At 52.1% G+C, this 13,322-nt stretch carries 14 protein-coding genes; all 14 read left to right on the top strand.

Translation table 11 applies throughout. The features are described from left to right. Nucleotides 1–86: 86 nt before the first annotated feature. The 14 genes from I8U18_RS04065 to trpA all read left to right on the top strand — a co-directional run bounded on the left by I8U18_RS04065 (nucleotide 87) and on the right by trpA (nucleotide 13,296). Nucleotides 87–842 (top strand): heptaprenyl diphosphate synthase component 1, encoded by a 756-nt coding sequence (locus I8U18_RS04065; RefSeq protein WP_052154284.1) that lies wholly within the window; start codon nucleotides 87–89, stop codon nucleotides 840–842. After that, on the top strand, nucleotides 839–1,564 hold the full coding sequence (locus I8U18_RS04060; protein ID WP_033101431.1) for a demethylmenaquinone methyltransferase: 726 nt from the start codon (nucleotides 839–841) through the stop codon (nucleotides 1,562–1,564). The genes I8U18_RS04065 and I8U18_RS04060 overlap by 4 nt, the downstream gene beginning before the upstream one ends. A 21-nt stretch (nucleotides 1,565–1,585) precedes the next feature. Beyond that, nucleotides 1,586–2,452: a UbiA-like polyprenyltransferase gene (locus tag I8U18_RS04055; protein WP_198054939.1), complete on the top strand. Its 867-nt coding sequence runs from the start codon at nucleotides 1,586–1,588 to the stop codon at nucleotides 2,450–2,452. A 141-nt stretch (nucleotides 2,453–2,593) separates the two neighbouring features. Continuing rightward, nucleotides 2,594–3,565 carry a polyprenyl synthetase family protein gene (locus I8U18_RS04050; RefSeq protein ID WP_198054938.1) on the top strand — a complete coding sequence of 324 codons (972 nt, stop codon included), beginning with the start codon at nucleotides 2,594–2,596 and terminating at the stop codon, nucleotides 3,563–3,565. Nucleotides 3,566–3,806: 241 nt separating this feature from the next. Further along, nucleotides 3,807–4,250 carry a nucleoside-diphosphate kinase gene (ndk, locus tag I8U18_RS04045; RefSeq protein WP_033101428.1) on the top strand — a complete coding sequence of 148 codons (444 nt, stop codon included), beginning with the start codon at nucleotides 3,807–3,809 and terminating at the stop codon, nucleotides 4,248–4,250. A gap of 184 nt (nucleotides 4,251–4,434) precedes the next feature. Continuing rightward, nucleotides 4,435–4,614, top strand: coding sequence for a hypothetical protein (locus I8U18_RS04040; protein ID WP_033101486.1), 180 nt, complete (start codon nucleotides 4,435–4,437; stop codon nucleotides 4,612–4,614). Nucleotides 4,615–4,766: 152 nt separating this feature from the next. After that, nucleotides 4,767–5,927, top strand: coding sequence for a chorismate synthase (aroC, locus tag I8U18_RS04035; protein WP_033101427.1), 1,161 nt, complete (start codon nucleotides 4,767–4,769; stop codon nucleotides 5,925–5,927). After that, complete coding sequence (gene aroB, locus I8U18_RS04030) at nucleotides 5,927–7,021, top strand: 3-dehydroquinate synthase (protein ID WP_033101426.1); 1,095 nt, start codon at nucleotides 5,927–5,929, stop codon at nucleotides 7,019–7,021. The genes aroC and aroB overlap by 1 nt, the downstream gene beginning before the upstream one ends. Before the next feature lie 313 nt (nucleotides 7,022–7,334). After that, a complete protein-coding gene (gene trpE / locus I8U18_RS04025) occupies nucleotides 7,335–8,858 on the top strand; it encodes an anthranilate synthase component I (RefSeq protein WP_198059327.1) in 1,524 nt (507 codons plus the stop codon). Further along, nucleotides 8,852–9,877 carry an anthranilate phosphoribosyltransferase gene (gene trpD / locus I8U18_RS04020; protein WP_033101424.1) on the top strand — a complete coding sequence of 342 codons (1,026 nt, stop codon included), beginning with the start codon at nucleotides 8,852–8,854 and terminating at the stop codon, nucleotides 9,875–9,877. The genes trpE and trpD overlap by 7 nt, the downstream gene beginning before the upstream one ends. After that, nucleotides 9,867–10,652 (top strand): indole-3-glycerol phosphate synthase TrpC, encoded by a 786-nt coding sequence (gene trpC, locus I8U18_RS04015; protein ID WP_198054935.1) that lies wholly within the window; start codon nucleotides 9,867–9,869, stop codon nucleotides 10,650–10,652. The genes trpD and trpC overlap by 11 nt, the downstream gene beginning before the upstream one ends. Continuing rightward, the gene (locus I8U18_RS04010) at nucleotides 10,645–11,298 is read left to right on the top strand and encodes a phosphoribosylanthranilate isomerase (RefSeq protein WP_033101422.1); all 654 of its coding nucleotides are present in this window, start codon (nucleotides 10,645–10,647) and stop codon (nucleotides 11,296–11,298) included. The genes trpC and I8U18_RS04010 overlap by 8 nt, the downstream gene beginning before the upstream one ends. Beyond that, a complete protein-coding gene (trpB, locus tag I8U18_RS04005) occupies nucleotides 11,285–12,502 on the top strand; it encodes a tryptophan synthase subunit beta (RefSeq protein WP_198054934.1) in 1,218 nt (405 codons plus the stop codon). The genes I8U18_RS04010 and trpB overlap by 14 nt, the downstream gene beginning before the upstream one ends. Beyond that, nucleotides 12,499–13,296 carry a tryptophan synthase subunit alpha gene (gene trpA, locus I8U18_RS04000; protein ID WP_033101421.1) on the top strand — a complete coding sequence of 266 codons (798 nt, stop codon included), beginning with the start codon at nucleotides 12,499–12,501 and terminating at the stop codon, nucleotides 13,294–13,296. Before trpB ends, trpA begins: the two co-directional genes overlap by 4 nt. Nucleotides 13,297–13,322 lie beyond the last annotated feature (26 nt).

Below are 13,322 nucleotides of genomic sequence, written 5' to 3'. Positions count from 1 at the left end.
AACAGCGGAAGAATGCCTATCTCCCCCAAAAGTATGATATACTAATCGCAGTGTTTGATCTTAAGTCCTCATGGGGGAACGTTTTTATGGCATGCGTACATAAAAAAGAGCTGAGAGAAATATTAGAGCAAATTGAAAAACATGCAGAAAATTCATATGTTCGGCAACAAATCGGGAGGCCAGATATCCCTGTTTTTTTTGTGCGCGTTTTGTATTTGATGTTGCATGCGTACCAGCTGGAAAAAGAGAAAATTGCCCTGTACACGATTGCGACGACTTTGCTAAAAATGGGAATCGACTTGCACGAAACGGTGGAGACCAGTGCTCCCGAAGCGCTGCCCGGACAGCGAAAACAGCAGGTGACGGTATTGGCGGGGGATTATTACAGCAGCTTGTTTTACTATTTGCTGGCCAAAGAGAAGGAAACGGATGTGATCCATTGTTTGGCCGGGGCCATCTGTCGCATCAATGAGTGGAAAATGTCATTGCATCAGATGCGAAAAGCAGGGGCTCCCCTTACCGCGGAAATGGTCAAGCGGATCAAATCGATTTCGAGTGAACTGATTGCGGCATTGGCCGATTTTTTTCATGTTCGGAAAGGGTTTGCCTTTTCATGGCGGCCGGTTGCAGAAGAACTGCTCCTGTATGAAGAACTCCTGCGCTTTCCCGGACTCAGCTCAACGGAAAAACTTTTTTACTTGGAACAGAGCCGTTCGTCCTTGACCAACCTGTTGAACGGCTGGCCGGATTCGGAAAGCAAAGGCCAATTGGAAGAACTGGCCAAAGAGGTGTACGATAGCGTCGACAGGGGAGCCTGTCTGAAAGAGAGTGGTCAAGCATGAATGTTCGCGGGGAAGAAAAGACGAAATTTGTTCATGAGGTTTTCGAAAGCATCGCCAAAAATTATGACTGGATGAATACATTGCTAAGCTTCCGCATGCATAAGCTTTGGCGAAGATTTGCGATGAAAAAAATGGCGGTGAAGCCAGGGGATACCGCATTGGATGTTTGTTGCGGCACCTGCGACTGGACCATCTCCCTGGCGAAGTCATCCGGAACCGGACGAATCGTCGGCCTTGACTTCAGCGCAAACATGCTGAAGGTCGGGAAAGGGAAAGTGGAAAAGGCCGGATTGGACGGACAGGTGGAACTGATTCAGGGCGATGCGATGCAACTTCCTTTTCCCGATCATACCTTTGATCATGCCACGATCGGGTTTGCCCTTCGCAATGTTCCCGACATCGTCCAGGTATTGAACGAGATGAAACGGGTGGTAAAACCGGGAGGGCAAGTGGTTTCCCTGGAGCTTTCCAAACCGTCCTGGCCTCCTTTTCGCGCCGTATATTACCTGTATTTTGAGCGGATTTTGCCGCTGCTCGGAAAATGGTTTGCGGGCAGCTATGAACAGTATCGCTGGCTGCCGGAATCGCTGATGCAATTTCCCGGATATCATGAGCTGGCCAGGATCATGGCTGAGGATGTAGGATTGCAGGATGTTCAGGTCTATCCCCTCTCCGGCGGAATTGCGGCGCTTCACATCGGGCGCAAACCAGAGGTGGAATAGAAGGAAAGCAAGGTGGTTAAGGTGCTGAAAAAAATTAGGATCGTACTTGAAATGATTAAGTTTGAACACACCATTTTTGCACTGCCGTTTGCCTACATGGGGGCGGTTCTGGGCAGTCTCGAAGTGCGCGGTCATCTTCCGACCTGGGCGGAGATCGGCTGGGTTACATTGGCGATGGCAGGAGCAAGAAGTGCGGCGATGGCTTTGAACCGCTTGATCGACCGCCATATTGATGCCAAAAATCCGCGCACCGCAAACCGGGCCATTCCGGCCGGACTGGTTTCGGTTCCGTTTGTGTGGGGGTTTGTCATCGTTTCGTTTGCACTCTTGTTTCTGGCTGCATTCCAGTTGAATATGCTTGCGGTGGAATTGTTGCCGGTTGCTGTCTTTTTCCTGGTTTTTTACTCCTACACCAAGCGTTTTACCTGGACATGCCATTTTTTCTGCGGAATTTCGTCGGCGTTGGGGTCGCTCGGCGGATGGGTGGCGACCACGGGAGAAATCGATATGCTCTCACTTATTCTGTTTGCCTCCGTGGCATTATGGATCGGTGGCTTTGATGTGATCTATGCCTGCCAGGATTTGGAGTTTGACAGACAGGAGCGGCTTTACTCGCTTCCTGCCCGGTTTGGAATCAAGCGGTCGCTTTTTATTTCCGCATTGATGCATGTCGGTACCGCTGCCGGACTGATTGCCCTTTTGCTGCTGGGTGATTTGGGCTTGTGGTATGGCATCGGTGTGGTGATTGCCCTGATTATCCTCTTTTATGAGCATTCCATTGTTTCCGCTGATGATTTGTCCCGATTGAATACTGCCTTTTTCACGATGAACGGGGTTCTCAGCGTGATTGTTTTCGTCTTTACCATGCTCGATGTGTTAATCAGATAAGGCATCTGGTGTTTGGAGCCGGTTATTTCAAGAACGTTGCTGAGCAATTGCGATTACCGTAATGTTAAGGGATGCAGGGGTTGGTCTTGTCAGTTTTTGAATGGTGATTGTCCTTTAGCATGCGTTAACAGGGTGAAACGGATGAACTTGCAAGAAATTTATCTCAATCTGAAGAATGACTTAGAGCTGATCGAAAAAACGCTGACTGAGGCCATTCAGACCAGCGAGCAAATGTTATATGATTCGTCAAGCCATTTGCTTACAGCGGGCGGAAAGAGGATGCGCCCTGTTTTTGTTCTGCTGGCCGGTCATTTCGGGCGATATGACATTGAGAGATTGACAAAAGTGGCCGTGGCCTTGGAACTGATTCATATGGCCACACTGGTACATGATGATGTGATCGATGATGCCGATACCCGCAGGGGGAGACGAACGGTCAAAGCGGAATGGGATAATCGCGTCGCCATGTATACCGGTGATTATATCTTCGCCCGCGCTTTGCAGAAAATTACGGAGTGCAGGCCGCATGAAGTGCAGGCAATTTTGGCGACGGCGATCAACCGCATGTGCCTGGGGGAGATTGACCAAATGGCCGATTTGTTCAGCGAGTCGCTCTCTTTCAGGCGTTACCTGCGCCGGATCAAAAGAAAAACGGCGCTCCTGATGGCCACCAGCTGTTACTTGGGCGCGTATGTGAGCGGAGCGGAGCCGCGCTATATTCGTTCCCTTCAGGCGTATGGCTATTACGTGGGGATGGCGTTTCAGTTAACCGACGATGTGCTCGATTTTGTCGGAAACGAAAAAGTCCTGGGCAAACCGGCCGGAAGCGATTTGCGCCAGGGCAATGTGACCCTCCCGGTTATTTATGCGCTGGCCAAAGCAGGAACTTCAGATAAGCAAAAAATCACGGATTATCTCCGTTCCGGCGGGGGAGAAGGCAACTTGCCCGCGATTTTGGATCTGATCAAACGGCTGGGCGGAATTGAGTATACGCTGGATTTGTCCCGGCGGTATATGAAGAAAGCGATGCAATGTCTGTCGCTTTTGCCCGAATCGCATGAGCGTGAATCATTGCGACTGATCGGGGAATTTATCGTCAGCCGCTCATACTGAAAAGTGATATTCGGGTGCTGCCCGAGGGTGAAAGTTTTGGCAGAACCGGGAGGGGTGATGCCCCACTGACCATCCGTTTGAAATAGCAGGGAGGTTTAGGGGCATCAGACACCACCTGCAACATATTTTCACAAAAATAAGGGAATTGGTTGCGTTTTCATTTCGATCTCTGTTACAATTTGGTGTGGTTACCTGGATTCAGGTGCATGCATCGATACATAGCAGTATGGGGGATTCATTTATGGAAAAAACGTTTATCATGGTTAAACCGGATGGAGTTCAACGCGGGCTGATCGGGGAAGTGGTTGCCCGTTTTGAAAAAAAAGGATTCCAGCTGGTGGCAGCAAAGTTGATGTCCGTATCAAGCGAATTGGCGGAACAGCATTATGCTGAACACAAAGAAAAGCCGTTTTTTGGAGAATTGGTTGATTTTATTACCCTGGGTCCTGTCTTTGCCATGGTGTGGCAAGGACCGAATGTGATCGCCACCGCCCGTCAAATGATGGGCAAAACCAATCCGTCTGAGGCACTGCCTGGGACGATTCGCGGCGACTTCGGGGTCAATGTGGGCATGAATATTATCCATGGGTCGGATTCCCAGGCGAGTGCAGAAAGGGAAATCGCCCTTTGGTTTGACGAAGCAGAACTCCTGTCCTACGAAAAAACGATTAACCGCTGGATTTGAAAATAAAAAGCACGGTTCACACGAATCGTGCTTTTTTTGATTGGCAGGATTATTTTTTGATTTCTTTGACCATATTGGTAACAGAAAAAAGGATCGTTGCTTAAGAAGGAGGTGGACATCCTCTGCCTGCTGTCAGCCTGCAAGTGTGCGAGTGATTTTTCGGTTCAAGCAGGTGGAAGGCAATATGGATATTCCGATGAGCCCCGACGAAGTGACCAAGCGAATCAAACATTTAAAACAGCAGGGAGTTTCCCTCAGCAAGAAAAAAGTAAAACAAATGGACCCGGAATTGATGCAAAGCGCCCTGTATTATTATCCCAGCTGGGACCACGCCGTCACCAGCAGTTTAAATATCAAACAGTAAGACCTGTAATCTCCTTCAGCCGGCTTTTTTGCCGGTTTTTTATTATTGACCGCGAACTTTTTTCAATTTCATCTCCCATCCCCTTTTTTTCTGTGTTATGATAACTATCAAATTTCAGGTCAAAAGAGTTGAGACAGAGAGGAAGATTTGAGATGAGATATTTGACCGCTGGAGAATCACACGGGCCACAGCTGACCGTGATCATTGAGGGATTGCCGAGCCATTTGCCTTTTGCCAAGGAAAAAATCGATTTTGAACTGGCCAGAAGACAAAAGGGGTATGGCCGGGGACGGCGGATGCAGATTGAAAAAGACCAGGTGAAAATCATGTCGGGCGTGCGTTTTCAGCAAACGACAGGCGCTCCGGTTACCCTGGTGATTGAGAATCGCGATTTTACGCATTGGCAAAAAGTGATGGGGGTTGATCCGATTCCGGAAGAAGCGGAAAAAAGGCGGATTTCGCGGCCTCGTCCCGGGCATGCCGATCTCAATGGCGCGATCAAATACGGCCACCGCGATCTGCGGGATGTTCTGGAGCGTTCCAGCGCGAGGGAAACGGCGGCGCGTGTGGCTGTCGGTGCGGTTGCCCGCCTGATTTTGGAGGAATGCGGCATCAAACTTGCCGGTCATGTTCTGCGGATCGGGGATGTTGCGGCGGAACCGGTCGATCTGCCGCTGGAGGAAATGAGACGGGTGGCTGAGGATTCGCCGGTGCGTTGCCTTGATAAAAAAGGGGAGCAGGCGATGATGGAAGCGATTGACCGTGCCAAAAAAGAAGGAGATTCCCTGGGAGGGATCGTTGAAGTGGTGGTCGAGGGGGCTCCGGTCGGTTTGGGCAGTCATGTCCACTGGGATCGCAAGCTCGATGCCCGCATCGCTCAGGCGGTTGTCAGCATTAATGCGTTTAAAGGCGTCGAATTTGGGCTCGGATTCTCCATGGCTTCCCTTCCGGGATCAGAAGTTCATGACGAAATTATGTGGGAGGAGGGGAAAGGTTTTTACCGCGCAACGAATCGCCTCGGCGGATTTGAAGGCGGGATGACGACCGGCGAACCGATTATCGTGCGCGGGGTGATGAAGCCGATTCCCACCCTGTACAAACCGCTGAAAAGTGTGGATATCGATTCCAAAGAACCATTTGAGGCCAGCATTGAGCGCTCTGACAGCTGCGCCGTTCCCGCAGCCTGTGTCGTGATGGAAAATGTGGTCGCATGGGAAATCGCCAATGCCCTTTTGGAAAAGTTCCCGGCTGACACGATGATGGAATTGACAGAACAGGTGAAGCGCTATCGGGAAAGGACGGCCCAATTCTGATGAAAACGTTGACGGTTTCCTTGGAACGGACATCTTATCCCATCTACATTGGCTCGGGCACGTACCAGCAATTGCCTGCTTTGCTCAAGAAACATGGCGTGAGCCGGGATCGCACCATCATGCTGGTCAGCGACACCCATGTTGGTCCGCTTTATGCCGGGAAAATCCAGGAAATATTGCAGCAGGCTGGTTACCGGGTCGGTCTCAGTCTGATTCCCGCGGGAGAAGAGAACAAAAACCTGAAAGAATTTGAACGGGTGATTGGAGATTGCCTTCGATTCGGGTTGACCCGGCGAAGCGTGATCTTGGCTTTGGGCGGCGGTGTGGTCGGCGATTTGGCGGGATTCGTCGCGGCCAGCTATATGCGCGGGATTCCCTTCGTTCAGCTCCCCACTTCGCTGTTGGCTCATGACAGCAGTGTCGGAGGAAAAGTGGCGGTAAACCATCCATTGGGAAAAAATTATATCGGTGCTTTTCATCAGCCGCTCATGGTCGTCTTTGATGTGGATACATTAAAAACCTTGCCCCAAAAAGAGGTCGTTTCCGGCTTCGCGGAGGTGCTAAAACACGGCCTGATCTGGGATGAATCTTTTGTTTCCTGGCTGGAAGATCGTGCCGGGGAACTGCTTGGCTTGGAAACCGAACCGTTGATCGAAGCGATTTACCGCGGCTGTCAGGTGAAAACGGCGGTTGTGTCCCAGGATGAGCGGGAGGCAGGAATCCGGGCGATTTTAAATTACGGGCATACAATCGGCCATGCACTCGAAGCGGTATCCGGTTATCGCACCTTCACGCACGGAGAAGCGGTCGCCATCGGAATAGCCGGTGCGGCGCGCCTGAGTGTAAAGGTCGTCGGAGCCTCTCCCGCGCTGGTGGAACGCACGGAAGCGCTGCTCCAGGCATTTTCCCTGCCGGTGCGCATGGAAACCACCTGGCCGGCAGAAGATTTGCTTGAAGCGATGAAACGCGATAAAAAAGTGCAGAGCGGAGAATATACATTTGTGCTTTCCCCGCAGATCGGACGTGTCGAATTGGTGCGCGGAGTCGCCGAAGAACCGATTCGCGAGGTGTTGAAGGAGCTTCGCCGGGCATAAGGATGATTATCCGGACGGCAGTGAAATTGGGTTATTGACAGAAAAACACAAGTTCGATACAGTTTTAGATGAGACGAGAAAAAGAAAATCATTCAGTTTGTGAGAGAGTGTTTTTATTTTACCTTGTTTTGTACATTTCAGAGGGTTTAGTTTAGCTGAGCAGAGAATGGATATAGCGTAGTTTGAGCTGAGTGGAGGCTGTTCACATATATTTTCGCCAGAACCAAAGCAGCTCTGCTTTGGTTTTTATTTTTCCTCCATTCTTCCCCTATATCCTTTCTCTCTTCTTGCCGACAGAAGAGGAGGGAGTTCATTGATTTACCCCGATTTGCAGGAGGCCGTGAAACTTGCCAGAGATTTTTCGGTCATCCCTGTTTGCAAAACGGTTCTTGCCGATACGGAAACCCCGATTCGATTATATGATCGTGTAAAAGATCAGCCGTACTCTTTTTTGCTTGAAAGTGTTGAAGGTGGAGAAAGATGGTCGCGCTATTCGTTTGTCGGCTCATCCCCGTGCCGGGTGATTAAGAGCCGGGAAGGGCGAATGGCGATTCGCGACCAGAGAGGGGAACGAACAGCGGTCACTTCCGATCCGCTTTCCGACTTGAACGAACAACTGGCCGCGTATCGTTCCCCGGTATATGACGGGTATCCGCCGTTTTTGGGAGGGGCGGTCGGATATTTCGGCTATGAAATCGTCCGCTTTTTTGAACCGGCCCGTCCAGTGGCAAAGCAGGCCGGTCTGGAGAATTCCGCTTATGATCTTCATTTTATGGTGATGGATCGCTTGCTGGTGTTTGATCATCTCAAACAAGAAGTGATTTTTATCCAGCACTTGCAGGTGCCAAAGAACGGCTCGCAGGCCGAATTAAGGGAGCGATACGAAGAGACGGTCAAAGACTTGGAACGCTGGGCAAACGAGCTTCTCAGTAAGCCCGTTTCCGCCACCTTCAGCGGTGTCACCATCGACCGTGAACCGGTGGATTTAAGCAGCGTCACGGCCAATCTCAGTAAAGAAGCGTATGTGAAGATGGTGGAAAAAGCGAAGGAATATATTCGCGCCGGGGATTTGTTTCAAGTGGTTTTATCGCGGAAACTGACGTGGGCGCCGGCTCCCGACCCGTTTGAAGTATACCGTGTATTGCGGGTGCTCAATCCTTCTCCGTACATGTATTATTTGCGGCTTGGCGAGGAAACGATTGTCGGGACCTCTCCGGAATTGCTGGTGCGGGTAACCGGCGGGCGCGCAGAGACCCGACCGATCGCCGGCTCAAGGCCCCGGGGCAAAACGGCGGAGGAAGAGAATCGATTGTTGGAAAATTTGCTGGCCGATGAGAAGGAACGGGCGGAACACGTGATGCTGGTCGACCTGGGACGGAATGATTTGGGCCGGGTTGCTGACATCGGCAGTGTGACGGTAACGGATTTTATGACAATCGAAAAGTATTCTCACATTATGCACTTGGTCTCCCATGTGGAGGCAAAGCTGAAGGAAGGGAAAGTCCCTGCCGACGCGTTTCGCGCCTGCTTTCCGGCCGGAACCTTATCCGGGGCTCCCAAGATCCGGGCTATGGAGATAATCAGCGAGTTGGAACCCGATTTGCGGGGGGTTTACGGCGGAGCCATCGGTTATCTCAGTTTCACCGGAAATTTGGACACATGCATCGCCATTCGTACGATTTATTTTCACAAGGGACAGGCGACGGTGCAATCCGGAGGCGGCATCGTGGCGGATTCCGATCCGGAGCTGGAATTGCAGGAATCGGTAAATAAAGCGATGGGGATGCTCAAAGCACTGGAACTTGCCGCAAAAAGGACGGTGGGGCTGTCGTGTTGAGGGATTTGCTCAGAAAGATGGTGGAAGGAAAGCATTTAAGCAGACAAGAAGCCCGTCAGGCGATGGAGGAAATGATGAACGGAGAGGCTACTCCCGCTCAGATGGGCAGCTTTTTAACCTCCCTGCGCATGAAAGGGGAAACGGCAGAAGAAATCATCGGGTTTGCCCAGGGACTGAGGGCCCGGATGACCGGATTTGAAGGGGAAATTTCCCATGCGGTCGATACGTGCGGAACCGGCGGGGACGGAGGACAGACATTTAATATCTCCACCGCAGTCGCTTTTGTTGCCGCTGCGGCCGGCGTTCCGATCGTGAAACACGGAAATCGCGCTGTTTCCAGCAAGAGCGGAAGTGCCGATGTATTGGAAGCGCTGGGGATCGAGATTCATCACAGTGCTAAAGAAGCGGAGTTGATGTTGCAGGAAACGGGAGTTTGCTTCCTGTTTGCCCCGCTGTACCATCAGGCGATGAAAAATGTGATGCCCACTCGTACGGAACTGGGATTTCGCACGATTTTTAATCTGCTCGGTCCCCTTGCCAATCCGGCTGGTGTGCAATATCAGCTGCTCGGTGTGTACGATCCGGAATTAACGGAGAAAGTGGCCTGTGTCCTGCAGGAACTGGGGACGAAAAAGGCGCTTGTCGTGGCCGGACTGGACAGATTGGATGAAATTTCTGTTTCGGCTCCCACCCGAATCAGCGCTCTTGACGGAGACAAGGTGGTGACTTTTGAAGTAATTCCGGAAGACTTCGGGATATCCAGGTCGCCGATCACCGCAGTCAAGGGGGGGACGGCACAGCAGAACGCGGCGCTGATTGCGGATATTTTCAGCGGGAGACGGGGAGCTCCGCGCGATATCGTCCTCTTGAATGCGGGTGCGGCCCTGGTCGTGGGCGGCAAGGTGTCCACTTTGACAGAAGGGGTTCAGATGGCCCGGGAAACCATCGATTCAGGTATGGCGGCAAAAAAACTGCAACAAGTGATTCGGATGTCACGGGAGGTACGCTATGTTTCTTGAAAAAATCGAAGAGTGTAAAAGGGCGGAAATCGCCAAACTGCGGGAACGATTCGGCAAAGAGGATTGGGATCGTGCGCGGCGGATGCCGCCAGGTCGTTCTTTGCAGGCGGCCCTGAGCAAGCAAACCGGACTTTCCCTGATTGCCGAGGTGAAACCGGCTTCTCCTTCAAAAGGAGTGATCCGGTCGGAGGTGAATCCGGTTCAGGTGGCCAAAGGGTATGAAAATGGAGGAGCGGCCGCTGTTTCCGTGTTGACGGACGTTTCCTTTTTTTACGGAAATCCGGAATCGCTCCGAGCGGTAAAAGAAGCAGTGCAAATTCCGGTGCTTCGCAAAGATTTTATTCTCGATCCGCTTCAGGTGCTGGAGAGTAAATTGCTGGGAGCCGATGCGATTTTATTGATCGTGGCTCTGCTGGAGGAAGACCGGTTGCAGGAATTAAGCTCGATTGCTCACCGTCTGGAGATGGAAGTGCTGGTCGAGGTGCACGCAGAAAAGGAGATCCCGGCTGCGACCCGGTGCGGGGCGGATGTGATCGGCATTAATAACCGCAATTTGCATACGTTTGTCACTGACCTTGCCACCACTGAACGTTTGCGGCCGCTGATATCCGCTTCGGTTCCGGTGATCGGGGAAAGCGGCGTTTTCTCCATCGGAGACGCGAAGCGCATGCTGGCCGCCGGCGTGGACGGATTGCTCATCGGTGAATATTTGATGCGGCAAACTGATCCGGGGGCAGCAGTTAAGGAATTGATCGAGGGTACACGGTATGAATAAAAACATTTCTCTTAAATTTTGCGGTTTTTTTGCTGAACCGGATGTGGAAAAGGCCGTTCAATTTGACATTGATGCGATCGGATTCATCCTTGTCCGCGGCCGAAAGCGTTCGGTTGAACGGGAAATGCTGCCGAAACTGGTGCGCAAGGTTCCGGCCGGAATCTGGACGGTTGGTGTGCTGCAAAACCCGTCTCTCAGGGAGATGGAAGAATGGCTTTCCGTGGCTCCCTTAAGCGCCATTCAACTGCACGGTGAAGAAACACCGGAGTTTTGCCGCACGGTGAAAAAAGCATTTGGCGTGCGGGTGATTAAAACGTTTCATGTTACCGGCCGCATTGCCGGCGAAGAGCGAATTGCCCAATATGCGCCGTGGATCGATGCGGCGCTCCTTGATACCGGAACGTCGGGAGGAAGCGGTCAGGCTTTTGACTGGAATCAGATTCCGCCTTTTTATGAGGAGTGCCGGAGGGCGGGAGTCCCGCTGTGGGTGGCAGGCGGTTTGAATGTTCGGAATGTCAGGTCGCTCATCACGCGTTATCCGTTGGATGGCGTTGATGTTTCCAGCGGGATCGAAGCAGATGGAGGAAAAAAGGCCGAATTGATGGCAAAGTTTGCGGAAAGGGTGAAGCGGAATGAAGACAGATGAAAAACTGGGCGGTCAGGGGAAGGCGACGACGTGGAGATTTGGCCCTTTCGGCGGCCGTTTTGTGCCGGAAACGACGATGAATGCGCTGATCGAACTGGAGCAGGGATTTCGCGAAGCCTTGGCAGATCGCGAGTTTATGAACAATTGGAGAGAGAGGCTTGAGGAATATTCCGGCCGCCCCACCCCGCTCACATTTGCAGAGCGGCTGACCGATTATGCCGGAGGAGCCCGCATCTACCTGAAACGCGAAGACCTGAACCATACGGGCGCCCATAAGATTAATAATGCCCTGGGCCAGGCGTTATTGGCCAAACGGATGGGCAAAAAGAAACTGATTGCGGAAACCGGTGCCGGGCAGCACGGGGTGGCTACAGCGACCGTCGCTGCCCTGCTCGGACTTGATTGCGAAATCTATATGGGCGAAGAAGATGTGAAAAGGCAGCAGTTAAACGTGTTTCGCATGGAATTGCTGGGGGCCAGGGTGGTTCCGGTAACTTCCGGTACCCGGACATTAAAGGATGCGACCAATGAGGCGCTAAGGCAATGGGTTGCCCAGGTGGATCGCGCCTACTATCTGATCGGTTCTTCCGTTGGACCCCATCCTTATCCGTTGCTGGTCAAAACGTTTCAGCGGGTGATCGGGGATGAGACGCGGGCGCAACTTTTGGCTGCCGAAGGAAGGCTGCCCGATGATGTAGTCGCTTGTGTCGGGGGTGGAAGCAATGCGATTGGGATGTTTACCGCATTTGTGGAGGACGAGACGGTTCGCCTGCACGGAGTCGAAGCGGCGGGAAAAGGTGTTGATACTTCCTTCCATGCTGCTTCTTTAAGTAAAGGCCGCCCCGGAGTTTTGCACGGGATGTACAGCTATTTCCTCCAGGATCAGCACGGACAAGTGACACCGGCCCACTCGATATCCGCCGGTCTCGATTATCCCGGTGTGGGTCCTGAACATGCTTTTTTGAAGGAAACGGGCCGCGTTCGCTATACCTATGCCACCGATGAAGAGGCGCTTGATGCCGTGGGGCTTCTCTGCCGGACGGAAGGAATCCTGCCTGCGCTCGAATCGGCGCATGCCGTGGCGGAAGCGGTCAAAATCGCCCGTAAGCGGAGCAAAAATGAAATAGTGGTCATCTGTTTATCCGGCCGCGGCGATAAAGATGTGGAAACCATCAGCAGCGCAGGAAGGAGGAGCGGAGAATGAATCGCCTGACAGAAGCATTTCAGCGCAAAGAAGAAGTCCTCATTCCATTTATCTCTTGCGGGGATCCGAGTTTGGACGTTACCCGTGAACTGATTCACTGCCTGGCTGAAGAAGGCGTGCTGGCGATTGAACTGGGGGTTCCTTTCTCAGATCCGATAGCGGATGGCCCGGTGATTCAAGCGGCTTCCGAACGGGCGCTCGAAAATGGGGTAACGCTGGTCGATGCCCTGGAAATGGGCAAAAAAGTAAGAGAAGACGGAGTGGAAGTTCCGCTTATTCTCTTTACTTATGCAAATCCCGTTTTTCAATACGGGCTGGCAGCGTTGGTTCGCGATGCGGTCGCTGCCGGATTTGACGGGATCATCGTACCTGATCTTCCGTTTGAGGAAAGTGAGGAATTAAGGCAGTACGGGCAAAAAGCGGGACTGGCTGTCATCCCGTTGGTCGCTCCGACTTCCAGACAGCGGATTGCCGATATTGTCGCTTCGGCACAAGGGTTTGTTTATTGTGTGTCGTCGCTCGGCACAACCGGGATGCGACACGGATTTTCCGGGGAAGTCGATGAATTTTTGCAGACGGTGCGCTCATTGAGCCCGGTTCCGATCGCGATTGGGTTTGGGATTTCGGAATCGAAGCACGTGGCTCATTTCCGGAAACGGACCGATGGCGTTGTCGTGGGAAGCGCTTTGGTTAAACGGATTGGAGAGCTTCAATCGTCACTTGTTTCCGAGAACAGCCGAAAGCGGGCACTAAGCGAAGTGAAAGCATTTGTCAGACAGCTGAAAACGGAGTAAGATAGAGGGAAAAAAAGAGAGGGATC

Source organism: Thermoactinomyces sp. CICC 10522 (assembly GCF_016055075.1).
Taxonomy (GTDB): Bacteria; Bacillota; Bacilli; order Thermoactinomycetales; family Thermoactinomycetaceae; genus Thermoactinomyces_A; species Thermoactinomyces_A daqus.
Note: the sequence above shows the minus strand (reverse complement) of the source record. Positions and strands in the feature narration are given on the sequence as shown.

Coding starts and splice junctions, on each gene's coding strand:
- aroC (WP_033101427.1), top strand. CDS start 4,767: ATGAGATATTTGACCGCTGGAGAATCACACGGGCCACAGCTGACCGTG.
- I8U18_RS04040 (WP_033101486.1), top strand. CDS start 4,435: ATGGATATTCCGATGAGCCCCGACGAAGTGACCAAGCGAATCAAACAT.
- ndk (WP_033101428.1), top strand. CDS start 3,807: ATGGAAAAAACGTTTATCATGGTTAAACCGGATGGAGTTCAACGCGGG.
- I8U18_RS04065 (WP_052154284.1), top strand. CDS start 87: ATGGCATGCGTACATAAAAAAGAGCTGAGAGAAATATTAGAGCAAATT.
- trpC (WP_198054935.1), top strand. CDS start 9,867: ATGTTTCTTGAAAAAATCGAAGAGTGTAAAAGGGCGGAAATCGCCAAA.
- I8U18_RS04010 (WP_033101422.1), top strand. CDS start 10,645: ATGAATAAAAACATTTCTCTTAAATTTTGCGGTTTTTTTGCTGAACCG.
- trpA (WP_033101421.1), top strand. CDS start 12,499: ATGAATCGCCTGACAGAAGCATTTCAGCGCAAAGAAGAAGTCCTCATT.
- I8U18_RS04050 (WP_198054938.1), top strand. CDS start 2,594: ATGAACTTGCAAGAAATTTATCTCAATCTGAAGAATGACTTAGAGCTG.
- aroB (WP_033101426.1), top strand. CDS start 5,927: ATGAAAACGTTGACGGTTTCCTTGGAACGGACATCTTATCCCATCTAC.
- trpB (WP_198054934.1), top strand. CDS start 11,285: ATGAAGACAGATGAAAAACTGGGCGGTCAGGGGAAGGCGACGACGTGG.
- I8U18_RS04060 (WP_033101431.1), top strand. CDS start 839: ATGAATGTTCGCGGGGAAGAAAAGACGAAATTTGTTCATGAGGTTTTC.